This is a genomic window from Paracoccus binzhouensis, from assembly GCF_016446475.1.
Classification (GTDB): domain Bacteria; phylum Pseudomonadota; class Alphaproteobacteria; order Rhodobacterales; family Rhodobacteraceae; genus Paracoccus; species Paracoccus binzhouensis.
Map to the genome: position 1 here is coordinate 14,231 of NZ_JAEHFP010000030.1, position 25,021 is coordinate 39,251.

Below are 25,021 nucleotides of genomic sequence, written 5' to 3' on the forward strand. Positions count from 1 at the left end.
GATGCTGAACGATCAGGACCGGATCTTTACGAACATCTACGGCATGGGCGACCGCAGCCTGGCCGGCGCGAAATCGCGCGGCTGCTGGGACGGCACCGCCGCCATCATCCAGCGCGGCCGCGACAAGATCATCGACGAGATGAAGGCTTCGGGCCTGCGCGGCCGTGGCGGCGCCGGCTTCCCGACCGGCATGAAATGGTCCTTCATGCCCAAGGAATCGGACGGCCGCCCCTCCTACCTGGTCATCAACGCCGACGAATCCGAGCCCGCGACCTGCAAGGACCGCGAGATCATGCGCCACGATCCGCACACGCTGATCGAAGGCGCGCTGATCGCCAGCTTCGCCATGGGCGCCCATGCGGCCTATATCTACATCCGCGGCGAGTTCATCCGCGAGCGCGAGGCGCTGCAGGCCGCCATCGACGAATGCTATGACGCGGGGCTGCTGGGCCGCAATGCGGCGGGTTCGGGCTGGGACTTCGACCTCTACCTGCACCACGGCGCCGGCGCCTATATCTGCGGCGAGGAAACCGCGCTGCTGGAAAGCCTGGAGGGCAAGAAGGGCATGCCGCGCATGAAGCCGCCCTTCCCGGCCGGGGCGGGGCTCTACGGCTGCCCGACCACGGTGAACAATGTCGAGTCGATCGCCGTGGTGCCGACCATCCTGCGCCGCGGCGCCGAATGGTTCGCGGGCTTCGGCCGCCCGAACAACGCCGGCGTGAAGCTGTTCGGCCTGACCGGCCATGTCAACACCCCCTGCGTGGTCGAGGAGGCCATGTCGATCCCCATGCGCGAACTGATCGAGAAGCATGGCGGCGGCATCCGCGGCGGCTGGAAGAACCTCAAGGCGGTGATCCCCGGCGGCGCCTCCTGCCCGGTGCTGACCGCCGAGATGTGCGAAAACGCCATCATGGACTATGACGGCATGCGCGAGCTGAAATCCAGCTTCGGCACCGCCTGCATGATCGTCATGGACCAATCGACCGACGTGGTGAAGGCGATCTGGCGGCTGTCGAAATTCTTCAAGCACGAAAGCTGCGGCCAGTGCACGCCCTGCCGCGAAGGCACCGGCTGGATGATGCGGGTGATGGAGCGGCTGGTGCGCGGCGATGCCGAGGTCGAGGAGATCGACATGCTCTTCGACGTGACCAAGCAGGTCGAGGGCCACACCATCTGCGCGCTCGGCGACGCGGCCGCCTGGCCGATCCAGGGCCTGATCCGCAACTTCCGCGAGGAGATCGAGGACCGCATCAAGGCCAAGCGCACCGGGCGCATGGGCGCGATGGCGGCGGAGTAGGGCCCATGGCGCAGCTCCGGGACAATGCGGCGCGACGGACCCCCTTGGGGGAGCGCGCCCGCATGGCCGGGCAGCGCTCAAGACAAGGTGTCGAACCCATGGGACGCGGCCGTGTTATGACCGGGTGTCATGACAGAAAGGCCAAAGCCATGAAACTTCTGCCGCTTGCCTTGATGGGGGCCGTGCTGGCGACGCCTGCCGCCGCGCTGGAGCCGCTGAGCAAGGAAAAATACATCAACGACCGGCTGATCGCGGCGCGCATCGCCGACCGCATCCGCCGCACCTGTCCCAGCATCGACGGCCGCATCCTCTATGCCTATGGCGAGGCGCGGAAGCTGAAGTCCTATGCCCGCAACAAGGGCTATTCCAACGCCCAGATCGACGCCTTCCTGGACAGCAAGGAAGACAAGAAGCGCATCTATGCCGTGGCCGAGGATTACCTGGTCCGCAACGGCGCCACGGCCGACGATGCCGAGAGCTTCTGCCGCATCGGCCGGCAGGAGATCCAGAAGAATACCGTGATTGGCAGCCTGCTGGTGGCGAAATGACGAAATGGCTCAACCGGATCGGACTGGGACTGATGGCCGCCGCCGCTGCCGCGATGATCGCGGCGGACGCCTTTGCGGGCGAGCCTTCGGACCCGTTTCAGCCGACGGCGCAGAAATTCTATCTGCAATTCTCGATCTTCGCGCCGGGCGACCTGCAATGCGACGCGACCGGGCCGGGGGTGCGCACCAAGCTGACGCGCGGGATCACCGGGGCGCCGCTCTTGCGCATCACCGGCAATGCGGCGGGGGCCGAGATCGCCTGCCGGACCCGCGACGGCAGCCGCTACACCACCGACGTGAACCGCCGGGTGCGCTACAACACCGCCGGCGCGGTGCGGGCGACGGTGATCTTCCAGCCCGGCCAGGAAGCGGCCGCCGTGCTGGTCACGCGCGACAATGAATCAGACAGAATGGTGCCGACCGTCTATCCGCGCGCCTTCGTGAAGGTGCAGGAATGACGGTGCACAGGACAACCGGGCCAGCCTTGGGCCAGCATTTGAAACTCGCATCGGCCAGCCGCCGCCGCGGGGCATGAGGGAAGACGAAAGATGGCAGATCTTCGCAAGATCAAGATCGACGACGTGGTTATCGAGGTCGATCCGAACCTGACCCTGATCCAGGCCTGCGAGCAGGCCGGGATCGAGGTGCCGCGCTTCTGCTATCACGAGCGGCTGTCCATCGCCGGCAACTGCCGCATGTGCCTGGTCGAGGTGGTGGGCGGCCCGCCCAAGCCTGCCGCCTCCTGCGCCATGCAGGTCAAGGACCTGCGCCCCGGCCCGGACGGCGCCCCCAGCGAGATCCGCACCAACAGCCCCATGGTCAAGAAGGCCCGCGAGGGGGTGATGGAGTTCCTGCTCATCAACCACCCGCTCGACTGCCCGATCTGCGACCAGGGCGGCGAATGCGACCTGCAGGACCAGGCCGTGGCCTATGGCGTCGATTTCAGCCGCTACCGCGAGCCGAAGCGCGCCTCCGAGGATTTGAACCTCGGCCCGCTGGTCGAAACGCATATGACGCGCTGCATTTCCTGCACCCGCTGCGTGCGCTTCACCACCGAGGTCGCCGGCATCACCCAGATGGGCCAGACCGGCCGCGGCGAGGACAGCGAGATCACCAGCTATCTGAACCAGACGCTGGAATCGAACCTGCAGGGCAATATCATCGACCTGTGCCCGGTCGGCGCGCTGGTCAGCAAGCCCTATGCCTTCACCGCCCGGCCGTGGGAGCTGACCAAGACCGAATCCATCGACGTGATGGACGCGCTGGGGTCGAATATCCGCGTCGATACCAAGGGCCGCGAGGTCATGCGCATCCTGCCGCGCAACCATGACGGCGTGAACGAGGAATGGATCAGCGACAAGACCCGCTTCGTCTGGGACGGGCTGCGCCGCCAGCGCCTCGACCGGCCCTATATCCGCGAGAATGGCAAGCTGCGCCCGGCCTCCTGGCCCGAGGTGCTGGAGGCCGCAGCGCGGGCGATGCAGGGCAAGAAACTTGCCGGGCTGATCGGTGACCTGGTCCCGGTCGAGGCGGCGTTCAGCCTGAAGCAACTGGTCGAGGGGCTGGGCGGCACCGTTGAATGCCGCACCGACGGCGCGCGGCTGCCGGCCGGCAACCGTTCGGCCTATGTCGGCACGGCGCGGATCGAGGACATCGACAGCGCCAGGCGCATCCTGCTGATCGGCACCAACCCGCGCGACGAGGCGCCGGTGCTGAATGCCCGCATCCGCAAGGCCTGGGCGCATGGCGCGCAGGTCGCGCTGATCGGCGAGCCGGTGGACCTGACCTATGACTACCACCATTTCGGCAATGACCGTGCCGCGCTGGCCAGGCTGCTGGACGAGGATCTGGCGAACAAGGACGGCACGCCCGGCATCGTCATCGTCGGCCAGGGCGCGCTGCGCGAGGCCGATGGCGAGGCGGTGCTGGCCAATGCCATGCGCATCTGCGAGCTGGGCGATTGCAAGCTGCTGGTGCTGCATACCGCCGCCGGCCGCGTCGGTGCCGTGGACGTGGGCGCGGTGACCGAGGGCGGCCTGCTTGCCGCCATCGAGGGCGCGGAGGTGGTCTATAACCTCGGCGCCGACGAGGTGGACATCGCTGCCGGTCCCTTCGTGATCTATCAGGGCAGCCATGGCGACCGCGGCGCGCATCGCGCCGACATCATCCTGCCCGGCGCCTGCTATACCGAGGAAAGCGGGCTGTTCGTGAATACCGAGGGCCGGCCGCAGCTGGCCGTCCGCGCCAATTTCGCGCCCGGCGAGGGCAAGGAGAACTGGGCGATCCTGCGCGCGCTGTCCGCCGAGCTGGGCAAGACCCAGCCCTGGGACAGCCTGGCCGGGCTGCGCCGCAAGCTGGTCGAGGCGGTGCCGCATCTGGCGCAGATCGATCAGGTGCCGCAGAACGACTGGCAGCCGCTGGACCGCCTGGACCTGGGCCAGGCGAGCTTCCGCTATGCGATCAAGGATTTCTACCTGACCAACCCCATCGCGCGCGCCTCGCCGCTGATGGGCGAGCTTTCGGCGATTGCGGCGGCGCGCAAGGCCCCGCCCCTGGCGGCGGAGTGAACAGGATGCGGTCCCGTCTGGCCCTGCTGATCGGAATGGGTGCCACGGCCCTGCTGGCCGGCTGCGGCGATTCGAAGACCGATTTGCGTCCCCAGCCCAAACCGGCCGAGCTGGGTGTCGCGGTGCTGCAAAGCGACGGCGGCTCGCCCTACAAGAAGGTGCTGACCAAGGGCCGGATCTCGACCAAGTCGGGCGAGATCCTGATCCTGGAGCCCGACGGATCGGTCAGCGAGATGGCGCTGGACAGCCCCGAGGGCCGCGACGCCTTCGCGGTGACCGAGGCGGATCTGCTGGCGCTGAACGCCAATCTGGACCTCGACCTGTCGGGACTGCCTGACATGGGCCCGGTGCGCAAGCGCGAACCCACCGCGCAGGAAAAGGCGCTGGCCGCGTTCGCCGCCCGCACCCGGCCGCTGCGGCTGAACCTGCCTTCGAGCTTCGAGGCCGATCCCAAGGATTTCCAGGGCGCGCAGGTGACGGCCCTGGCCAATTCGCGCAAGGGCGCGGACAGCCTGGTGGAAGTGACCGCGAACCTGCAAGCCGGGGTGGACGCCGACACGGCCTTCGCCTATGCCACATGCGCGCTGGCCAACTGGGCCGACGCCAAGGGGACGCCTTACGCCCGCCACATCCGCACGCTCAGGGACAAGCGCAACGGCAAGATGGTCGTCGGCTCGGTGTTCACCCTGTCCGCGGAGAAACCGATGGGCCTGACGGTGATGACAACGAAAGAGACCTTGCAGGAATGCAAGGCACGCGGCATTCCCGCGGCGTGAGAGAAGGGACGAAAGATCATGGCTGAATTCTGGGCCTCGCCCTATGGTTTCGCGCTCAGCCTGCTCTTGCAGGGTCTGGCGGTCATTGCCTTTGTCATGGGCTCGCTGATCTTCATGGTCTATGGCGACCGCAAAATCTGGGCGGCGGTCCAGATGCGCCGGGGTCCCAACGTGGTCGGACCCTGGGGCCTGCTGCAGACTTTTGCCGATGCGCTGAAATACGTCGTCAAGGAAATCGTCATCCCGGCCGGCGCCGACAAGTTCATCTTCTTCCTGGCGCCCTTCCTGTCGATGATGCTGGCGTTGTTCGCCTTCGTGGTGATCCCCTTCGACGAGGGCTGGGTCATGGCGAACATCAACGTCGGCATCCTGTTCGTCTTTGCCGCCTCGTCTCTGGAAGTCTACGGCTCGATCATGGGCGGCTGGGCCTCGAACTCGAAATATCCGTTCCTGGCCTCGCTGCGCTCGGCCTCGCAGATGATCTCCTACGAGGTGTCGATGGGGCTGATCATCATCGGCATCATCATCTCCTCGGGCTCGATGAACCTGACCGAGATCGTGCTGGCGCAAAAGGGCGATTACGGCCTTCTGAACTGGTACTGGCTGCCGCACCTGCCGATGGTGGTGCTGTTCTTCGTCTCGGCGCTGGCCGAAACCAACCGCCCGCCCTTCGACCTCGCCGAGGCCGAATCCGAGCTGGTCGCCGGCCACATGGTCGAATATTCGTCCACGCCTTACCTGCTGTTCATGGCGGGCGAATATATCGCCATCTACCTGATGTGCGCGCTGCTTTCGCTGCTGTTCTTCGGCGGCTGGCTGTCGCCGGTGCCGTTCATCGCCGACGGCTGGTGGTGGATGGTCATCAAGATGTGGTTCTGGTTCTACATGTTCGCCATGGTCAAGGCGATCGTGCCCCGCTATCGCTACGACCAGCTGATGCGGATCGGCTGGAAGGTGTTCCTGCCCCTGTCGCTGGGCTGGGTGGTGCTGGTCGCGATCCTGGCCCGTTACGAAGTGCTGGGCGGCTTCTGGGCTCGCTTCGCAGTCGGAGGATAAGCCATGTATTCCAACAAGCTAGCCGAGGCATTTGCCAAAGCCAGTGAGACCGACAAGGTGGAGCTGGCGCATTTCCTCGCCAACAACCTGGACAATGCGGAACAGGCGCAGGACAGCGCCCGCATCCGGGACTATGTCGCCGCGTTCGACCGTTTCGCGGCGCCGCGGGAAGGGGAGCGTTTCTGATGGCCTTCGATTTCGCGCGGGCGACCAAGTATTTCCTGATGTGGGACTTCATCAAGGGCTTCGGCCTGGGCATGCGCTATTTCGTGGCGCCCAAGCCGACGCTGAACTACCCGCATGAAAAGGGCCCGCTGTCGCCGCGTTTCCGCGGCGAGCACGCGCTGCGCCGCTATCCGAACGGCGAGGAACGCTGCATCGCCTGCAAATTGTGCGAGGCGATCTGCCCGGCCCAGGCCATCACCATCGACGCCGAACCGCGCGAGGACGGCTCGCGCCGCACCACGCGCTACGACATCGACATGACCAAGTGCATCTATTGCGGCTTCTGCCAGGAGGCCTGCCCGGTCGATGCCATCGTCGAGGGGCCGAACTTCGAATACGCCACCGAGACCCGCGAGGAGCTGTTCTACGACAAGCAGAAGCTGCTTGCGAACGGCGAGCGCTGGGAGGCTGAGATCGCCCGCAACCTGCAGATGGATGCGCCCTACAGATGACCGATGCGTTCACCAGGCTTTTCGCGCAGATGATGGCTTCCGGCCAGGAGATGGCGCGCGCCTTCAACCCGGCGCTGGAACATTTCGACATGCGCGCCATGGAAAAGCTGGTGCCGACGATCCCTGCCGACATGCTGGAAATGTGGTTCGGCAAGACCTTCAACCGCGAGGGGCTGGACGCCAAGACGCGCCTGCTTCTCACCATCGGCGCGATCACCGTTCAGGGCGCGCTGGCCGAGCCGCAGCTGCGCCTGACCATCCGTCAGGCGCTGGCGGCCGGCGCCACCAAACGCGAGATCGCCGAGACGATCTTTCAGATGAGCATGTTCGGCGGGCTGCCTGCGATGCAGAAGGCGCTCGAGATCGCCCAGAGCGTCTATGCCGAGGAGGACGAGGAATGATGACCTTCGCTTTCTACCTGTTCGCGGTCTGCTGCTGTGTCGCGGGCTTCATGGTCGTGATCAGCCGCAACCCGGTGCATTCGGTGCTGTGGTTGATCCTCGCCTTCTTCTCGGCGGCCGGCCTGTTCGTGCTGCAGGGCGCGGAATTCGTCGCCATGCTGCTGGTCGTGGTCTATGTCGGCGCCGTGGCGGTGCTGTTCCTGTTCGTGGTGATGATGCTCGACGTGGATTTCGCCGAGCTCAAGGGCGAGCTGGCGCGCTACCTGCCGCTGGCGCTGCTGATCGGCGTGGTGCTGCTGGCGCAGCTGGGCATCGCCTTTTCCGGCTGGACGGCCTCGGACCAGGCCGAGGCGCTGCGCGCGGCGCCGGTGGTCGAGGGGGTGCAGAACACCCGCGGGCTGGGCATGGTGCTTTACGACCGCTACGTGCTGATGTTCCAGCTGGCCGGCATGGTGCTGCTGGTCGCGATGATCGGGGCCATCGTTCTGACCATGCGCCACCGCCGCGACATCAAGCGCCAGAACGTGCTGGAGCAGATGTGGCGCGACCCGGCCAAGGCCATCGAGATGCGGGACGTGAAGCCGGGGCAGGGGCTTTGAACGCGGCAAGCTGGACCGCGATAGCCATCGGGATCGTCACGGCGATCCCAGTAGCAAACGGATATTTCAACGGGTGAACGACCCGGAGGGACCAGGACGATGATCGGATTGACACATTACCTTGTCGTGGGGGCGATACTGTTCGTCACCGGCATTTTCGGCATCTTCGTGAACCGAAAGAACGTCATCGTCATCCTGATGTCGATCGAGCTGATGCTTCTGGCGGTGAACATCAACTTCGTCGCCTTCTCGACCCATCTGGGCGACCTGGCGGGGCAGGTCTTCACCATGTTCATCCTGACCGTGGCGGCGGCCGAAGCCGCCATCGGCCTGGCGATCCTGGTCGTCTTCTTCCGCAACCGCGGCACCATCGCGGTAGAAGACGTCAACGTGATGAAGGGATAAGGCGGCATGGAAAAGATCGTCCTCTTTGCGCCCCTCGTCGGGTCGCTGATCGCCGGCTTCGGCTGGCGCGCGATCGGCGAGAAGGCCGCGCAATACCTGACCACCGGCATCCTGTTCCTGTGCTGCCTGCTCAGCTGGTACCTGTTCCTGTCCTTCGACGGCGTGCCGCGGCACATCCCGGTGCTGGACTGGGTGGTGGCCGGCGACTTTCACGCGGAATGGGCGATCCGGCTGGACCGGCTGACCGCGATCATGCTGATCGTGGTGAACACGGTCTCGGCGCTGGTGCACATGTATTCGCTGGGCTACATGGCCCATGACGACAATTTCGAGCATCACGAGCACTACAGGGCGCGCTTCTTCGCCTATCTGTCGTTCTTCACCTTCGCCATGCTGATGCTGGTGACGGCGGACAACCTCTTGCAGATGTTCTTCGGCTGGGAGGGCGTGGGCGTCGCCTCCTACCTGCTGATCGGCTTCTACTACAAGAAGCAGTCGGCGGGCGCGGCGGCGATGAAGGCCTTCATCGTCAACCGGGTCGGCGACTTCGGCTTCCTCCTGGGCATCTTCGGCCTCTACTGGCTGACCGGCACGATCCAGTTCGACGAGATCTTCGCCCAGGTCCCCGAGATCGCCCAGACCCAGATGCATTTCCTGTGGCGCGACTGGAACGCGGCGAACCTGCTGGGCTTCCTGCTGTTCGTCGGCGCCATGGGCAAGTCGGCGCAACTGTTCCTGCACACCTGGCTTCCCGACGCGATGGAGGGTCCGACCCCGGTCTCGGCGCTGATCCATGCCGCGACCATGGTGACGGCGGGCGTGTTCCTGGTCTGCCGCATGTCGCCGCTTTACGAATTCGCGCCCGATGCCAAGCATTTCATCGTCATCATCGGCGCCAGCACCGCCTTCTTCGCCGCGACCGTGGGCCTGGTGCAGAACGACATCAAGCGCGTCATCGCCTATTCGACCTGCTCGCAGCTGGGCTACATGTTCGTGGCGGCGGGCGTCGGCGTCTATTCGGCGGCGATGTTCCACCTGCTGACCCACGCCTTTTTCAAGGCCATGCTGTTCCTGGGCGCCGGCTCGGTGATCCATGCCATGCACCACGAACAGGACATGCGGAACTATGGCGGACTGCGCAAGAAGATCCCGCTGACCTTCTGGGCGATGATGATCGGCACCTTCGCCATCACCGGCGTCGGCATCCCGCTGACCCATATCGGCTTCGCCGGCTTCCTGTCCAAGGACGCCATCATCGAAAGCGCCTGGGCGGGCAGCGGCTATGCCTTCTGGCTGCTGGTGATCGCCGCCTGCTTCACCAGTTTCTACAGCTGGCGGCTGATCTTCCTGACCTTCTACGGCAAGCCGCGCGGCGATCATCATGCCCATGACCATGCGCATGAAAGCCCGCCGGTGATGACCATCCCGCTGGGGGTGCTGGCCATCGGCGCGGTCCTTGCCGGCATGGTCTGGTACGGCCCCTTCTTCGGCGACCATCACAAGGTCACGGAATATTTCCACATCGCCGGCACGCATCACGAAGCGGCCGAGGGCGAAGCGGCGGAACACGCACCCACCGAGGCGCCCGCGACCGAGGCGGCCCCGGCCGAACATGCCGCCGCCGATACGGCCGAGGGCGAAGCAGCTGCCCCCGCTGCGCCTGTCGCCGCGCCGGTCGGCGGTGCGATCTACATGCATCCCGACAACCACATCATGGACGAGGCGCACCATGCGCCCGCCTGGGTCAAGGTCTCGCCCTTCATCGCCATGGTTCTGGGGCTGGTCACCGCCTTCTTCTTCTACATCGCCAACCCGACGCTGCCGCGGCGGCTGGCGGCGCAGCAGCCGGCGCTGTACCAGTTCCTGCTCAACAAGTGGTATTTCGACGAGATCTACGACTTCCTCTTCGTCCGCCCAGCGAAATGGCTCGGCCGCGCGCTGTGGAAGGGCGGCGACGGCGCCGTCATCGACGGCACCATCAACGGCGTGGCCATGGGGCTGATCCCGCGGCTGACCCGTGCGGCGGTCCGGGTGCAATCGGGCTATCTGTTCCACTACGCCTTCGCGATGGTTCTGGGCATCGTGGGCTTGCTGATCTGGGTGATGATGCGGGGCGCGCACTGACATGACGAACCTACTTTCCATCATCACCTTCCTGCCGATCGTCGCCGCCATCATCATGGCGCTGTTCCTGCGCGGCCAGGACGAGGCCGCGGCGCGCAACGCCAAGTGGCTGGCGCTGCTGACCACGACGGCGACCTTCGTGATCTCGCTCTTCGTGCTGTTCCGCTTCGACCCGGCCAATACCGGCTTCCAGTTCGTCGAGGATCACGCCTGGATCATGGGCCTGCGCTACAAGATGGGCGTGGACGGGATCTCGGTGCTGTTCGTGCTGCTGACCACCTTCATGATGCCGCTGACCATCCTCTCGACCTGGCAGGTCGAAACCAAGGTCAAGGAATACATGATCGCCTTCCTGGTGCTGGAAGGGCTGATGATCGGCGTCTTCATCGCGCTGGACCTGGTGCTGTTCTACCTGTTCTTCGAGGCCGGGCTGATCCCGATGTTCCTGATCATCGGCATCTGGGGCGGCAAGGACCGCATCTATGCGTCCTTCAAGTTCTTCCTCTACACCTTCCTCGGCTCGGTGCTGATGCTGGTCGCGATGATCGCCATGTATCGCATGGCGGGCACCACCGACATCCCTACGCTTCTGACCTTCGACTTCCCGTCCGAGACCTATCGCCTGCTGGGCGTCACCGTGGTCGGCGGCACGCAGATGCTGCTGTTCCTGGCTTTCTTCGCCAGCTTCGCGGTCAAGATGCCGATGTGGCCGGTCCATACCTGGCTGCCCGACGCGCACGTGCAGGCGCCGACCGCGGGCTCGGTCCTGCTGGCGGCGGTGCTCTTGAAGATGGGCGGCTACGGCTTCCTGCGCTTCTCGCTGCCGATGTTCCCGGTCGCCAGCGGCGTGGCCCAGCCCTATGTCTTCTGGCTCTCGGCCATCGCTATCGTCTACACCTCGCTGGTGGCGCTGGCGCAGTCGGACATGAAGAAGGTCATCGCCTATTCCTCGGTCGCCCATATGGGCTACGTGACCATGGGCATCTTCGCGGTGAACCAGGTCGGCGTCGACGGGGCCATCTTCCAGATGCTGTCGCACGGCTTCATCTCGGGCGCGCTGTTCCTGTGCGTGGGCGTGATCTACGACCGCATGCACACGCGCGAGATCGACGCCTATGGCGGGCTGGTGAACCGGATGCCGGCCTATGCGGCGGTGTTCATGTTCTTCACCATGGCCAATGTGGGCCTGCCCGGCACATCGGGCTTCGTGGGCGAGTTCCTGACCCTGCTCGGCACCTTCCGCGCCAATACCTGGGTGGCGCTGGTGGCGGCGACCGGGGTGATCTTCTCGGCCGCCTATGCGCTCTGGCTGTATCGCCGGGTGACCTTCGGCCAGCTGATCAAGGAAAGCCTGAAGTCGATCACCGACATGACCCCGCGCGAGCGCTGGATCTTCGTGCCGCTGATCGCCATGACGCTGATCCTGGGCGTCTATCCGCGGCTGGTCACCGACGTGACCGGGCCGGCGGTGGAAAGCCTGCTCAATGACTACAACCAGAGCCAGCCGGCGGCGCCCGTCGCCACGGCCCAAGCCAGCCACTAGGGGACAGACATGACCTCGCTCGACTTCTCGACCATTCTGCCCGAGGTGGTGCTGGCCGCTTACGCTTTGGCCGCGCTGATGGCGGGGGCCTACCTGGGCAAGGACAAGCTGGCGCGGACGCTGCTCTGGGTCACGGTCCTGGCCTTCCTGGTCGTCGCCGCCATGGTCGGCCTTGGCAACCGTGCCGATCAGGCCGCCTTCCACGACATGTTCATTGACGACGGCTTCTCGCGCTTCGCCAAGGTGGTGACGCTGGTCGCCGCCGCCGCCGTCCTGGCGATGAGCGCCGATTACCTGCAGCGCCGCAACATGCTGCGGTTCGAGTTCCCGATCCTCGTCGCGCTGGCGGTGCTGGGCATGATGTTCATGGTCTCGGCCGGCGACCTGCTGACGCTCTACATGGGGCTGGAGCTGCAGTCGCTGGCGCTTTACGTCGTCGCCGCCATGCGCCGCGACTCGGTGCGCTCGTCCGAGGCGGGGCTGAAATATTTCGTGCTGGGCTCGCTTTCCTCGGGCCTGCTGCTCTATGGCGCCTCGCTGGTCTACGGCTTTGCCGGCACCACGAACTTCTCGGGCATCATCACCGTGATCGAGGGCGGGCACCTGTCGCTGGGCGTGCTGTTCGGCCTGGTGTTCATGCTGGTCGGCCTGGCCTTCAAGGTCTCGGCCGTGCCCTTCCACATGTGGACGCCGGACGTCTACGAGGGCTCGCCCACGCCGGTGACCGCCTTCTTCGCCACCGCGCCCAAGGTCGCGGCCATGGCGCTGATCGCGCGGCTGGTCTTCGACGCCTTCGGCCATGTCATCGGCGACTGGAGCCAGATCGTCGCCGCGCTGGCGGTCATGTCGATGTTCCTGGGCTCGATCGCCGGGATCGGGCAGAGCAACATCAAGCGGCTGATGGCCTATTCCTCGATCGCGCATATGGGCTTCGCGCTGGTCGGCCTGGCGGCGGGCACCGCGCTCGGCGTGCAGTCCATGCTGCTCTACATGACCATCTACGCGGTGATGAACGTCGGCACCTTCGCCTTCATCCTGTCGATGGAGCGCGACGGCGTGCCGGTCACCGACCTGGCCTCGCTGAACCGCTTCGCCTGGAACGAGCCGGTCAAGGGGCTGGCCATGCTGGTGCTGCTGTTCAGCCTGGCGGGCGTGCCGCCGACGCTGGGCTTCTTCGCCAAGTTCGGCGTGCTGACCGCGGCCGTCGATGCCGGGCTGGGCTGGCTGGCGGTGCTGGGCGTCATCGCCTCGGTCATCGGCGCCTTCTACTACCTGCGCATCGTCTACTACCTGTATTTCGGCGGCGAGAGCGAGGGCGTCACCTCGCGCATGGGCGCGGTGCAATATCTGGGGCTGATGGTCCCGGCGCTGGTCATGCTGGTCGGTGCGATCAACATGTTCGGTGTCGATGCCGCCGCCGGCCGGGCCGCCGAAACGCTGGTGACGCCGACCCTGGCCGCCGACCAGCCTGCCGAGCCGGTCCTGGCCACCGAGCCCGACCAAGGTGAGTGATTCCTGGCCCTCGGGCGTGGCCCGCCATGTGCTGGCCCGCACCGACAGCACCAATGCCGAGGCGCTGCGGCTGGCGCCCGGTCTTTCCGGCCCGGCCTGGGTGATGACCCGCGACCAGTTCGCGGGTCGCGGCCGTCGCGGCCGGGACTGGGTGATGCCGGCCGGGAACTTTGCCGGCACGCTGGTGACGCGGCCCAGGGGCGGGCCGCTGGGCGCGGCGCAGCTGTCCTTCGTCGCGGCGCTGGCGCTTTACGACGCGCTGGCCGATGCCTGTGGCCCTTCGGTGCGGCTGGCGATCAAATGGCCCAACGACGTGCTGCTGAACGGCGGCAAGGTGGCCGGCATCCTGCTGGAGAGTTCCGGCTCGGGTTCGGGCGTGCAGGCCGTCGCGGTCGGCATCGGCGTCAACCTGGCGGCAGCGCCCGACGCGGCGGCGGTCGAGCCCGGCGCGGTGCCGCCGGTATCGGTGCGGGGCGAGACCGGCCATGCCGTCGATCCCGAGGATTTCCTGGACCTGCTGGCCCCGGCCTTCGCGCGCTGGCAGGCGCAGCTGGAAACCTATGGCTTCGCGCCGATCCGCAATGCCTGGCTGGCCCGCGCGGCGAAGCTGGGCGAGCCTATCACCGCCCGCACCGGACGGCTGGAAAGCCGCGGCATCTTCGAGGGCATCGACGACAGCGGCGCGCTGATCCTGCGCACGGCGGCCGGGCGGCAGGTCATTCCCGCCGCCGACGTCTATTTCGGAGGCTAGGCCATGCTGCTTTGCATCGACACCGGCAACACCAACACGGTCTTTTCGGTCTGGGACGGCGAGCGGTTCGTCGGCTTGTGGCGCATCTCGACCGACCATCGGCGCACGGCGGACGAGTATTTCGTCTGGCTGTCCACGCTGATCTCTTTGCAGAAACTGGAACTGGACATCGACGCCTGCATCATCAGCTCGACCGCGCCGCGGGTGGTGTTCAACCTGCGCGTGCTCTGCAACCGCTATTTCGACACCCGCCCGCTGGTGGTGGGCAAGCCGGACTGCCTGCTGCCGGTGGCGCCGCGCGTCGATTTCGGCACCGTAGTCGGCCCGGACCGGCTGGTGAACACGGTGGGCGCCTTCGACCGGCACGGGCCGGACCTGATCGTGGTCGATTTCGGCACCGCCACCACCTTCGACGTGGTGGACACCGACGGCGCCTATGTCGGCGGGGTGATCGCGCCGGGGGTGAACCTGTCGCTGGAGGCGCTGCACATGGGCGCGGCCAGCCTGCCGCATGTCGATGTGACCATGCCCGCCAAGGTGATCGGCACCAATACGGTGGCCTGTATCCAGTCCGGCATCTTCTGGGGCTATATCGGCCTGGTGCAGGGCGTGGTGGACAAGATACGCGAGGAACGCGGACGGCCGATGAAGGTTATAGCTACGGGCGGGCTGGCGCCGCTGTTCGACCAGGGATTTGATTTATTTGACGCGATCGAGGACGATCTGACCATGCATGGCCTGCGCCTGATCCACGATTACAACAAGGAGTTGGGCAATGGCTGAGCGCCTGATCTATCTGCCGCTGGGCGGCGCGGGCGAAATCGGCATGAACGCCTATGTCTACGGCTATGGCCAGCCGGGACGAGAGCGGCTGATCGTCGTCGATTTGGGGGTGACCTTCGGCGACATGGATTCTGCGCCGGGCATCGACCTGATCATGGCCGATGTCGACTGGCTGGAAGCCAATCGGGACCGCATCGACGCCATCTTCATCACCCACGGGCACGAGGATCACGTCGGCGCACTTGGCCTGCTGTGGCCGAAACTGCAAAAGCCGGTGCATTGCCGCCGCTTCACCGGGGCGCTGGCGCGGCTGAAGCTGGAAGAGGCCGGCCAGCCGGTCGACCAGCTGCATATCCACGCCCCGCGCCCCGATGCGGTGACGGCGGGCCCGTTCCGGGTGCAGTTCGTCCCGGTCAGCCATTCGATTCCGGAAAGCTCGGCGCTGATCATCGACACGCCGGCGGGGCGGATCGTGCATACCGGCGATTTCAAGCTGGACGGCACCCCGGTGGTGGGCGAGCCCTTCGACCCGCTCCTCTGGCATGACATCGCCAATGAAGGGCAGGGGGTCAAGGTGCTGACCTGCGATTCCACCAATGTCTTTTCGCCCCATCCCGGCCGGTCCGAGGCGCTGCTGGCCAATCCGCTGCTGGATTTCGTCATGGCGCAGCGGCAGCTGGTGGTGGCGACGACCTTCGCCAGCAACATCGCCCGGCTCAAGACGCTGGCCGAGGCCGGGGTCGCCGCCGGGCGCAAGATCTGCCTGCTTGGCCGGGCCATGCGCCGCATGATCACCGTCGCGGTGGAGACCGGCATCCTGACCAGCTTCCCGCCGCTGATCGGCCCCGAGGAGGCCTCGGAACTGCCGCGCGACAAGGTCATGCTGATCGTCACCGGCAGCCAGGGCGAACGCCGTGCCGCCAGCGCCCAGCTGTCGCGCGGCCGCTACCTGGGCATCGAGCTGAAGGAAGGCGACAGCTTCCTCTTCAGCTCGCGCACCATCCCCGGCAACGAGCGCGGGGTGATCCGCATCATGAACGCGCTCTCGGAAATGGGCGTGGATCTTTACGATGCCGATGACGGGGTCTATCACGTCTCGGGCCATGCCAACCGCCCGGATATCGAGGCGGTGCACGACCTGCTGAAGCCGCAGATCGTCATTCCCATGCATGGCGAGCATATGCACCTGCGCGAACATGCCAAGCTGGCCGAGGCGCGCGGCCTTCATTCGATGGTGGCGACGAACGGCACCATGCTGGACCTGACCGGCGAGGCGCCGCGGGTTGTGGACCAGATCGACACCGGCCGGCTCTATCTGGACGGCACGGCGCTGATCGGCGCCATGGACGGCATCGTGCGCGACCGCATCCGCATGGCGCTGAATGGCCATGCCATGGTCTCGGTCATCATCGACGAGGATGACACGCCCTTGCCCGACGCCTGGGTGGAGCTCTCGGGCCTGCCCGAGAAGGGCCGCGCCGGCGTGCCGCTGGCCCGCAATATCGAGGCCGAGCTGGCCGAGTTCCTGGAACGCGCCGACGACCGCACGGTGATGGACGACGACCGGCTGGAGGAGGCGATCCGCAAGATCACCCGGCAGGTCGCCATGGAGGAGATCGGCAAGAAGCCCGAGGTGACGGTAGTGATCTCGCGCCTGGCGGCGGAATGATCGGGGAATGACTTGACCTTGCGCCGCGCCCGGGGCATGGGCGCGGGCATGAGCGAATTCGACCCGAACCCTCCGCGCCGCAATTTCTACGGCCGCCGCCACGGCAAGACCCTGCGCCAGAGCCAGAAGGGCTACCTGTCCGAGGACCTGGGCAGCCTGCGCCCGCGCGGCATCACCTTCGCCGAGAACCCCGAGAGAAGGCCCATCGACCCGGCGGCGATCTTCGGCGACGCCCGCCCGGTCTGGCTGGAGGTCGGCTTCGGCGGCGGCGAGCACATGGTCCACATGGCGGCGCGCTATCCCGAGATCGGCATCATCGGCTGCGAGCCCTTCATCAACGGCGTCGCCATGCTGCTGGGCAAGATCCGCAATGCCGGCGTGCAGAATGTCAGCGTGCATCCCGGCGATGCCCGCGACCTGATGGACGTGCTGCCCGATGCCTCGATCAGCAAGGCCTTCCTGAACTATCCCGACCCCTGGCCCAAGGCGCGCCATCACCGCCGCCGCTTCGTCACGCCCGAGCACCTGATCCCGCTTGCCCGGGTGATGCGGCCCGGCGCCGAGTTCCGCGTCGCCACCGACATCCCCGATTACGTCCGCCAGACACTCGAGGAGGTGCCGCAGGCCGGCTTCGACCTGCTCCATGCGGGGCCGCAGCCCTGGGACGACTGGCCCAGCACCCGCTACGAGCAGAAAGCCCTGCGCGAGGGCCGGGTGCCGCATTACGTCACCTTCCGCCGGCGGGGGTGAATTTCGGCCGGGCCGATTGCGCCCGGCCGCCGTGACCGCTATCACCTTGCGCGATACGCACCAGGGGGTCCCTCATGTCGCATTCCGCCGAACCGCTGCCGATGACCGCCCGCCGCTCGGGCCCCCTGCGGGGCGAGGCCCGGGTGCCGGGCGACAAGTCGATCAGCCACCGCGCGCTGATCCTGGGTGCGCTGTCGGTGGGCGAGACGCATATCACCGGCCTGCTGGAAGGCCAGGACGTGCTGGACACGGCCAAGGCCATGCAGGCCTTCGGCGCCCGGGTCGAGCGGCTGGGGATCGGCGAATGGAAGGTCAACGGCGTCGGCGTCGGTGGCTTCGCCGAGCCCGAGGGCGTGATCGACTGCGGCAATTCCGGCACCGGCGTGCGGCTGATCATGGGCGCCATGGCCACGACGCCCATCACCGCCACCTTCACCGGCGATGCCAGCCTGTCGCGCCGCCCGATGGGCCGCGTCACCGACCCGCTGGAACTGTTCGGTGCCGAGGTCACGGCGCGCGAGGGCAAGCGCCTGCCGGCCACCATCAGGGGCGCGGCCGATCCGGTGCCGCTGCGCTACAAGACCCCGGTCGCCTCGGCGCAGATCAAGTCGGCGGTGCTGCTGGCGGGCCTGAACGCGCCGGGCGAAACCGTGGTGATCGAATCCGAACCGACCCGCGACCATACCGAGCGCATGCTGGCCGGCTTCGGCGCCAGCATCCGCACCGAAACCACAGACGAGGGCCATGTCATCACCCTGCAGGGCCGGCCGGAGTTGAAGCCGCAGCCGGTGGCGGTGCCGCGCGATCCCTCCAGCGCCGCCTTCCCGGTGGCGGCGGCGCTGATCGTGCCCGGCTCGGAAATCCGCGTCCCCGGCGTCAGCCGCAACCCGACCCGCGACGGGCTCTATGTCACGCTGCTGGAAATGGGCGCCGACATCGCCTTCGAGAACCCGCGCGAAGAGGGCGGCGAGCCGGTGGCCGACCTGGTCGTCCGCCACGGCCCGCTGCAGGGCGTGACCGTGCCGCCCGAACGCGCCGCCAGCATGATCGACGAATTCCCCATCCTTTCGGTCATCGCCTGCTTTGCCGAGGGCACGACCGTGATGCAGGGCGTCCACGAATTGCGGGTCAAGGAAAGCGACCGCATCGACGCCATGGCGGTCGGCCTGCGCGCCAATGGCGCCGAGGTCGAGGACACCCCCGACACCATGACCGTCCATGGCAGGGGCGGGCTGAAAGGCGGCGCCACCTGCGCCACGCATCTCGACCACCGCATCGCCATGTCCTTCCTGGTCGCCGGCCTCGCTTCCGAGCAGCCGATCAGGGTGGACGATGGTGGCCCGATCGCCACCTCCTTCCCGGATTTCCTGCCGCTGATGCGCGGCCTTGGCGCGCAGATCGACTAAGGCGAAGGGGTGCCCGTCACGGATGGCGCCCCAGCTTCTTCGTTCCCCAAATACCCGAATCCGGCCGCGAAACCGGACCAGGCCGCGCCGCCTTTTGCGCTGCGGCCTTCACCGTTTCCCCAATACCCCTGCGCCCGCGCCGCCGGGCGCGCCGTCAGCCTGCCTTGGCGGCCTCGGGATAGCCGATCCCGGCCAGGGCGGCGCGGATCTCGTCCAGGATCGCCGGGTCGTCGATGGTCGCCGGCGGCTTGAACGGCTGGCCGTCGGCGATCTTGGCCATGGTGGCGCGCAGGATCTTGCCCGAGCGGGTCTTGGGCAGCCGCTCGACCACGCAGGCCGACTTGAAGGCCGCGACCGGGCCGATCCGGTCGCGCACCAGCCGCACCACATCCGCCACCACCTTGTCATGCGGCGTCGCCACCCCGGCCTTCAGACACAGGAACCCGACCGGAGACTGGCCCTTCAGGCTGTCCGCCACGCCGATCACCGCGCATTCCGCCACGTCGGGATGCGACGCCAGCACCTCCTCCATGGCGCCGGTCGACAGGCGGTGCCCGGCGACGTTGATCACGTCGTCGGTGCGGGCCATGATATAAAGATAGCCGTCCTCGTCGATATAGCCGGCATCGCCGGTTTCGTAATAGCCGGGGAAATGCTCCAGATAGGACTTGCGGAAGCGGCTTTCCGCATTCCACAGCCCCGGCAGCGTGCCGGGCGGCAAGGGCAGCCTGATGGCGATGGCGCCCAGCGTGCCGGCGGGGACCGGATGCCCGGCCTCGTCCAGGACCTGCACGTCATAGCCGGGCATCGGCACCGAGGGGCTGCCCAGCTTGGTCGGCAGGGTCTCGATGCCGATGGGATTGGCGGCGATGGCCCAGCCGGTCTCGGTCTGCCACCAGTGATCGACGACCGGCACGCCCAGATGCTCCTGCGCCCATTTCACCGTGTCGGGATCGGCGCGCTCGCCGGCCAGGAACAGCGCCTGCAGGTCGTGCAACTTGTAGCGCTTGATCCATTCCCCCTGCGGATCCTCGCGGCGGATGGCGCGCAATGCGGTGGGGGCGGTGAAGAAGCTCTTGATGCGGTGGTTCTGGATGATGCGCCAGAACACGCCCGGATGCGGGGTGCCGACCGGCTTGCCCTCGAAGACCACGGTGGTCGCGCCGGCGATCAGGGGCCCGTAGCAGATATAGGAATGCCCGACCACCCAACCCACGTCCGAGGCGGCCCAGAACCGGTCGCCGGCTGCGATGTTGTAGATGTTGGTCATCGACCATTGCAGCGCCACCAGATGCCCGGCGGTATGGCGCAGCACGCCCTTGGGCTGGCCGGTGGTGCCCGATGTGTAGAGGATATAGGCCGGGTGGTTGCCCTCGACCGGGACGCATTCGGCGGGCTTCACCCCGTATTGGAAGCCGTGCCAGTTGAAATCGCGGCCCTCGACCAGCTTCGCCACCTCCTGCTCGCGCTGGAAGATCACGCAGAATTCGGGCTTGTGCTCGGCCATGTCGATGGCGGCGTCGAGCAGCGGCTTGTAATGCACCACCCGGCTGGGCTCCAGCCCGCAGGAGGCGGCGATGATCGCCTTGGGCCGGCAGTCGTCGATGCGGACGGCCAATTCGTTCGCGGCGAAGCCGCCGAAGACCACGGAATGGATGGCGCCCAGCCGGGCGCAGGCCAGCATCGCCTCCAGCGCCTCGGGGATCATCGGCATGTAGATGATGACCCGGTCGCCCTTTTCGACGCCGCGCATCCGCAGCGCCCCGGCCAGCGAGGCGACGCGATCCTGCAATTGCCGATAGGTGATGCCCTTGCTGGACAGCGTGATCGGGCTTTCATGCTGGATGGCGACCTGGTCGCCGCGACCGGCCAGGACATGGCGGTCGACGGCGTTCCAGCAGGTGTTCACCAGCCCGTCCGAGAACCATTCGTAAAGCGGGGCCTTGTCGTCGAACAGCGCCTTCGAGGGCTTCCGCTGCCAGTCGATCGCCTCGGCGGCCTGCATCCAGAAACCCTCGGGGTCGGCCTGCCAGGCCGCGTAAACGTCGCGATATCCCATGAAACAACTCCTCCCGAGCTATTCCGTGGTTGTTAGGCGAGCGAAAAGCGGTTGCGCAAGAATGTTAACGCCCACAACCGGGGCTGCGACAAAATGTTTTGCAGAATCCGGCCGCCGGGATGCCGATCGCTTTGCAAAGTCGGATATTCTTTGCGTTCGGCTGAAAAATACCTGGCGGTTTGCAAAATGGCCGCCGGGGAAACGGGCCGCGGCAGAATCACCGCGGCCGGTGCCGTTCACTTGTAATGGTCGACCGGGGTGCCGGCGATGGCGCTCATGTTCAGCAGCCCGCGGGTGGTGATCGAGGGGGTGACGATATGCGCGCGGTTGCCCATGCCCATCAGGATCGGCCCGACCTCGAGCCCGTTCGCCTTGAGCTTCAGCGCGTTCCGGACCCCCGAGGCCGAGTCGGTGCCCGAGAAGATCAGCACGTTCGCCGCGCCTTCGATGCGGGAATTGGGCAGCAGCCGCTCGCGGATCGTCGGATCCAGCGCCGAATCGACATGCATTTCGCCGTCGAAGATGAAATCGACGCCGCGCGCCTGCATGATCTCCATCGCCGCGCGCATCTTGCGCCCCGAGTCGGTGTCGAGATTGCCGAATTGCGAATGGCTGCACAGCGCCAGCTTGGGGGTCACGCCGAAGCGGCGGACATGGCGGGCGGCACCGATCGCGGTCTCGGCCACCTGTTCCGGGGTCGGCGAGTGGTTGACCTGGGTGTCGGCGATGAACAGCGGCCCGTCTTCCAGGATCATCAGCGACAGCGCGCCATGCGGGCGCAGCCCGTCGCGGGCCAGCACCTGGGTGATGTAGTTCAAATGCCAGCTGTATTGCCCGAAGGTGCCGCAGATCAGGCTGTCGGCCTCGCCCCGGTGGACCATGACGGCGCCGATGGCGGTGGTGTTGGTGCGCATGATGGCGCGGGCGACCTCGGGGGTGACGCCGCGCCGGGCCATCAGCTCGTGATAGGTGCCCCAGTAGTCGCGATAGCGCGGGTCGTTTTCCGGGTTCACGATCTCGAAGTCGCGGCCGGGGCGGATCGGCAGGCCGGCGCGCTCGGCGCGCATCTCGATCACCTCGGGGCGGCCGATCAGGATGGGCGCGTCGGTGGTCTCCTCGAGCATGGCATTGGCGGCGCGCAGCACTCGCTCATCCTCGCCCTCGGCAAAGACGATACGGCGGTTGGCGGTCGCCGCCGCCTCGAAGACCGGCCGCATGATCAGCGCCGAGCGGAAGACCGAGCCGTCCAGCTTGCGCTTGTAGGCGGCGATGTCCTCCAGCGGCCGGGTGGCGACGCCGGTTTCCATCGCGGCCTTGGCCACGGCGGTCGAGACCACGCCGATCAGCCGCGGGTCGAAGGGCTTGGGGATCAGGTAGTCCGCGCCGAAGCTCAGCGTCTCGCCGCGATAGGCCATGGCGGCCTCGGCCGAGGTGGTGGCGCGGGCCAGCGCGGCGATGCCCTCGATGCAGGCCAGCTGCATCTCGTCGTTGATCGTGGTCGCACCCACGTCCAGCGCGCCGCGGAAGATGAAGGGGAAGCACAGGACGTTGTTGACCTGGTTCGGGTAGTCGCTGCGGCCGGTGGCGATGATCGCGTCGGGGGCAACGGCGCGGGCGTCCTCGGGCAGGATCTCGGGCGTGGGGTTGGCCAGCGCGAAGATGATCGGGCGCTTGGCCATGCGGGCCACCATCTCGGGTTTCAGCACGCCGGGGCCGGAGAGGCCCAGGAACAGGTCCGCGCCCTCGATCACCTGGTCCAACGTGCGCAGGTCGGTCTTCTGCGCGTATTCGGCCTTTTGCGGCGTCATCTCCTCGGTCCGGCCCTCATGGACCAGGCCGGCGATGTCGCAGAGCCAGACGTTCTCGCGCTTGACGCCCAGCTTCAGCAGCATGTTCAGGCAGGCGATGCCGGCCGCGCCGCCGCCGGTCGAGACCACCTTGATGTCCTGGAACCGCTTGCCGGCGATGTGCAGGGCGTTGGTCGCGGCGGCGCCGACGACGATGGCGGTGCCGTGCTGGTCGTCGTGGAAGACCGGGATGTTCATGCGCTCGCGGCACAGCTTCTCGACGATGAAGCAGTCGGGGGCCTTGATGTCTTCCAGGTTGATGGCGCCGAAGGTCGGCTCCAGCGCGCAGACGATCTCGGCCAGCTTTTCGGGATCGGGCTGGTTCAATTCGATGTCGAAACAGTCGATATTGGCGAATTTCTTGAACAGGACCGCCTTGCCCTCCATCACCGGCTTCGAGGCGATGGCGCCGATATTGCCCAGCCCCAGCACGGCGGTGCCGTTCGAGACCACGGCGACTAGGTTGCCGCGGGCGGTATAGCGGGCGGCGGTGGCGGGATCGGCCTTGATTTCCAGGCAGGCCTCGGCCACGCCGGGGGAATAGGCGCGGCTCAGGTCGCGGCCGTTGGCAAGCGGCTTGGTCGCGCGCACCTCGAGCTTACCCGGATGCGGGAATTCGTGATAATCCAGTGCCGCCTGCCTGGCGTTGTCCTGCCGGCGTTCTTCCATGGCCAGAACCCTCTCCTCTCAAGATGGTTCAGCGTTAAACTATTTTTTCGCCGGGGAACAGGGGGCATCGCCGCGGCCCGGCCGGGGCGGGCGGCGGCCTGCCGGTCTTGCATCAAGGCGGGGGCGGGCGCAAAACTGGAACCGGCAAGGCGGCGGCGAAAAAGGGGGACCGGCATGACGCTTCTGGATGCGGCGCGCGAGGTGCGGGAGCGGGCCTATGTGCCCTATTCGAAGTTCAAGGTCGGCGCGGCGGTGCGCGGCGCCTCGGGCCGGGTCTATGCCGGCTGCAATGTCGAGAACGTGGCCTATCCCGAGGGCACCTGCGCCGAGGCCGGGGCCATCGCCCTGATGGTCGCCTCGGGCGAGACCGAGCTGGTCGAGGTCGCGGTGATCGCCGACAGCCCGACCCCGGTGCCGCCCTGCGGCGGCTGCCGGCAGAAGCTGGCCGAGTTCGGCCGCGCCGATACTCCGGTGCTGCTGGCCACGGTGCGCGGCGCCGAACTGGCCACCACCATCGGCGAGCTGCTGCCCGGGCGTTTCGACATCTCGCATCTGTCGGGCACCGAATGACGCCTGCCGATCGCCGTCTGGATCCGCGCCTGGATCCGCGCCCGGTGATCGCCGCGGTCCGCGACGGGCGCGGGCTGGACCGGGCGGGCGCGGCACTGATTGCCCGCGGCCTGGCCGAGGGCTGGGTCAGCGATGCCCAGGCCGGGGCCTTCGCCATGGCGGTGCTGACGCGCGGCCTGGACGCGGCGGGCCGGGTGGCGCTGACGCTGGCCATGCGCGATTCCGGCGACGTGCTGCGCTGGAACCTGCCGGGGCCGGTGGTGGACAAGCATTCCACCGGCGGCATCGGCGATACGGTCAGCCTGGTCCTGGCGCCTCTGGTCGCCTGCTGCGGCGGCTATGTGCCGATGATCTCGGGGCGCGGGCTGGGCCATACCGGCGGCACGCTGGACAAGCTGGAGGCGATCCCCGGTTTCCGCACCGCGCTTTCCGAGGATGAGTTCCGCCGCGTGGTGGCCGCGACCGGCTGCGCCATCGTGGCGGCGGGGGCCGAGCTGGCGCCGGCGGATGCGCGGCTTTACGCGATTCGCGACGAAAGCGCGACGGTCGGCTCGCTCGACCTGATTACCGCCTCGATCCTGTCGAAGAAGCTGGCGGCGGGGCTCGATGCGCTGGTGCTGGACGTGAAGCAGGGCTCGGGTGCGTTTCTGCGCAACCCGCAGGCGGCGCTGGACCTGGCGCGGGCCCTGGTCTCGACCGCGCAGGGCGCGGGCTGCCGGGTCAGGGCGCTGGTGACCGACATGGACCAGCCGCTGGCCCGCGCCGCCGGCAACGCGCTGGAACTGCGCGAGGCCATCGCCGTGCTGACCGGGACCCAGGGGCAGGGCGCGCTGCGCGAGCTGTCGCTGGCGCTGTCCTCGGCCTGCCTCGGCCTAGTCGGGCTTTCCGGGGCCGGGGCGGCGCTGCAAGGCGGCGCGGCGGCCGAGCGCTTCGCCCGCATGGTGGTGGCGCAAGGCGGGCCGGCCGACCTGCTCGACCGTCCCGAGCGCCACCTGCCGGCCGCGCCGGTGGT

General features: G+C 67.2%; 23 protein-coding genes. 21 read left to right on the plus strand and 2 right to left on the minus strand.

The window, feature by feature from the left end:
- Nucleotide 1 precedes the first annotated feature (1 nt).
- The 19 genes from nuoF to aroA all read left to right on the plus strand — a co-directional run bounded on the left by nuoF (nt 2) and on the right by aroA (nt 18,864).
- Complete coding sequence (gene nuoF, locus I9P22_RS09400) at nt 2–1,297, plus strand: NADH-quinone oxidoreductase subunit NuoF (RefSeq protein ID WP_199259227.1); 1,296 nt, start codon at nt 2–4, stop codon at nt 1,295–1,297.
- A gap of 149 nt (nt 1,298–1,446) precedes the next feature.
- Entirely contained in the window at nt 1,447–1,845 is a 399-nt protein-coding gene (locus I9P22_RS09405) for a DUF5333 domain-containing protein (RefSeq protein ID WP_199259228.1), read from the plus strand.
- Complete coding sequence (locus I9P22_RS09410; RefSeq protein ID WP_199259229.1) at nt 1,842–2,303, plus strand: hypothetical protein; 462 nt, start codon at nt 1,842–1,844, stop codon at nt 2,301–2,303. Before I9P22_RS09405 ends, I9P22_RS09410 begins: the two co-directional genes overlap by 4 nt.
- 90 nt (nt 2,304–2,393) lie before the next feature.
- On the plus strand, nt 2,394–4,412 hold the full coding sequence (gene nuoG / locus I9P22_RS09415; protein ID WP_199259230.1) for an NADH-quinone oxidoreductase subunit NuoG: 2,019 nt from the start codon (nt 2,394–2,396) through the stop codon (nt 4,410–4,412).
- Nucleotides 4,413–4,417: 5 nt separating this feature from the next.
- Nucleotides 4,418–5,188 (plus strand): hypothetical protein, encoded by a 771-nt coding sequence (locus I9P22_RS09420; RefSeq protein ID WP_199259231.1) that lies wholly within the window; start codon nt 4,418–4,420, stop codon nt 5,186–5,188.
- A gap of 18 nt (nt 5,189–5,206) precedes the next feature.
- Nucleotides 5,207–6,244 carry an NADH-quinone oxidoreductase subunit NuoH gene (gene nuoH, locus I9P22_RS09425; RefSeq protein WP_199259232.1) on the plus strand — a complete coding sequence of 346 codons (1,038 nt, stop codon included), beginning with the start codon at nt 5,207–5,209 and terminating at the stop codon, nt 6,242–6,244.
- Between the two features lie 3 nt (nt 6,245–6,247).
- Nucleotides 6,248–6,430, plus strand: coding sequence for a hypothetical protein (locus I9P22_RS09430; protein WP_199259233.1), 183 nt, complete (start codon nt 6,248–6,250; stop codon nt 6,428–6,430).
- Nucleotides 6,430–6,921, plus strand: a complete 492-nt coding sequence (nuoI, locus tag I9P22_RS09435) for an NADH-quinone oxidoreductase subunit NuoI (RefSeq protein WP_199259234.1) — start codon at nt 6,430–6,432, stop codon at nt 6,919–6,921. The genes I9P22_RS09430 and nuoI overlap by 1 nt, the downstream gene beginning before the upstream one ends.
- Entirely contained in the window at nt 6,918–7,322 is a 405-nt protein-coding gene (locus tag I9P22_RS09440) for a carboxymuconolactone decarboxylase family protein (protein ID WP_199259235.1), read from the plus strand. Before nuoI ends, I9P22_RS09440 begins: the two co-directional genes overlap by 4 nt.
- Entirely contained in the window at nt 7,319–7,921 is a 603-nt protein-coding gene (locus I9P22_RS09445) for an NADH-quinone oxidoreductase subunit J (RefSeq protein ID WP_199259236.1), read from the plus strand. Before I9P22_RS09440 ends, I9P22_RS09445 begins: the two co-directional genes overlap by 4 nt.
- Before the next feature lie 99 nt (nt 7,922–8,020).
- Nucleotides 8,021–8,326, plus strand: a complete 306-nt coding sequence (gene nuoK / locus I9P22_RS09450) for an NADH-quinone oxidoreductase subunit NuoK (RefSeq protein ID WP_155064184.1) — start codon at nt 8,021–8,023, stop codon at nt 8,324–8,326.
- A 6-nt stretch (nt 8,327–8,332) separates the two neighbouring features.
- Nucleotides 8,333–10,450, plus strand: coding sequence for an NADH-quinone oxidoreductase subunit L (gene nuoL, locus I9P22_RS09455; RefSeq protein ID WP_199259237.1), 2,118 nt, complete (start codon nt 8,333–8,335; stop codon nt 10,448–10,450).
- Between the two features lies 1 nt (nt 10,451).
- Nucleotides 10,452–11,993, plus strand: coding sequence for an NADH-quinone oxidoreductase subunit M (locus I9P22_RS09460; protein WP_199259238.1), 1,542 nt, complete (start codon nt 10,452–10,454; stop codon nt 11,991–11,993).
- Nucleotides 11,994–12,002: 9 nt separating this feature from the next.
- Entirely contained in the window at nt 12,003–13,505 is a 1,503-nt protein-coding gene (nuoN, locus tag I9P22_RS09465) for an NADH-quinone oxidoreductase subunit NuoN (protein ID WP_199259239.1), read from the plus strand.
- On the plus strand, nt 13,498–14,256 hold the full coding sequence (locus tag I9P22_RS09470; RefSeq protein WP_199259240.1) for a biotin--[acetyl-CoA-carboxylase] ligase: 759 nt from the start codon (nt 13,498–13,500) through the stop codon (nt 14,254–14,256). The genes nuoN and I9P22_RS09470 overlap by 8 nt, the downstream gene beginning before the upstream one ends.
- A gap of 3 nt (nt 14,257–14,259) precedes the next feature.
- Nucleotides 14,260–15,039, plus strand: a complete 780-nt coding sequence (locus I9P22_RS09475; RefSeq protein ID WP_199259241.1) for a type III pantothenate kinase — start codon at nt 14,260–14,262, stop codon at nt 15,037–15,039.
- Complete coding sequence (locus I9P22_RS09480; protein WP_199259242.1) at nt 15,032–16,708, plus strand: ribonuclease J; 1,677 nt, start codon at nt 15,032–15,034, stop codon at nt 16,706–16,708. Before I9P22_RS09475 ends, I9P22_RS09480 begins: the two co-directional genes overlap by 8 nt.
- A gap of 48 nt (nt 16,709–16,756) precedes the next feature.
- Nucleotides 16,757–17,458, plus strand: a complete 702-nt coding sequence (trmB, locus tag I9P22_RS09485; RefSeq protein WP_199259243.1) for a tRNA (guanine(46)-N(7))-methyltransferase TrmB — start codon at nt 16,757–16,759, stop codon at nt 17,456–17,458.
- A 74-nt stretch (nt 17,459–17,532) separates the two neighbouring features.
- On the plus strand, nt 17,533–18,864 hold the full coding sequence (gene aroA / locus I9P22_RS09490) for a 3-phosphoshikimate 1-carboxyvinyltransferase (protein WP_199259244.1): 1,332 nt from the start codon (nt 17,533–17,535) through the stop codon (nt 18,862–18,864).
- A gap of 154 nt (nt 18,865–19,018) precedes the next feature.
- On the opposite strand, the gene I9P22_RS09495 is transcribed toward aroA, so the two are convergent.
- Both I9P22_RS09495 and I9P22_RS09500 read right to left on the minus strand, forming a co-directional pair.
- Entirely contained in the window at nt 19,019–20,923 is a 1,905-nt protein-coding gene (locus tag I9P22_RS09495; RefSeq protein ID WP_199259245.1) for an AMP-binding protein, read from the minus strand.
- Between the two features lie 236 nt (nt 20,924–21,159).
- Nucleotides 21,160–23,439, minus strand: coding sequence for an NADP-dependent malic enzyme (locus tag I9P22_RS09500; protein WP_199259246.1), 2,280 nt, complete (start codon nt 23,437–23,439; stop codon nt 21,160–21,162).
- Between the two features lie 174 nt (nt 23,440–23,613).
- On the opposite strand from I9P22_RS09500, the gene I9P22_RS09505 reads away from it, so the two are divergent.
- Both I9P22_RS09505 and I9P22_RS09510 read left to right on the plus strand, forming a co-directional pair.
- Nucleotides 23,614–24,009, plus strand: a complete 396-nt coding sequence (locus I9P22_RS09505; protein WP_199259247.1) for a cytidine deaminase — start codon at nt 23,614–23,616, stop codon at nt 24,007–24,009.
- Nucleotides 24,006–25,021: thymidine phosphorylase (locus I9P22_RS09510; protein ID WP_199259248.1), on the plus strand; the 1,016-nt coding region annotated here is incomplete at its 3' end. The genes I9P22_RS09505 and I9P22_RS09510, both read left to right, overlap by 4 nt.